This is a genomic window from Endozoicomonas atrinae, assembly GCF_001647025.1.
In the GTDB taxonomy this organism is placed as follows: domain Bacteria; phylum Pseudomonadota; class Gammaproteobacteria; order Pseudomonadales; family Endozoicomonadaceae; genus Endozoicomonas; species Endozoicomonas atrinae.
The window spans coordinates 1-208 of record NZ_LUKQ02000979.1 but is presented as its reverse complement, the minus strand read 5'-3'; the positions used below and the strand labels follow the sequence as shown (position 1 = coordinate 208).

Below are 208 nucleotides of genomic sequence, written 5' to 3'. Positions count from 1 at the left end.
GTGGATTTATTGCTGTATGGAGTGATGTTCACCAGTATATTGGCAGTGGCGGCCAATACGATTTGTATATGCGACGGTTTGATGCTGATGGAACAGCAAGAGACGCGCAAGAGATTCAGTTAACCAACTCTTCAACAGAACAGAACTACCCCTCCATTACCCAGTTATCTGATGGCAGTCTGGCCATGGCCTGGATTCAGTCAGGCAG

The 208-nt window shown here is 47.6% G+C and carries 1 protein-coding gene; it reads left to right on the top strand.

Annotated features, from left to right (window positions below; translation table 11 throughout):
* Window positions 1–208: hypothetical protein (locus tag AK963_RS34810; RefSeq protein ID WP_175404865.1), on the top strand; the 208-nt coding region annotated here is incomplete at both ends.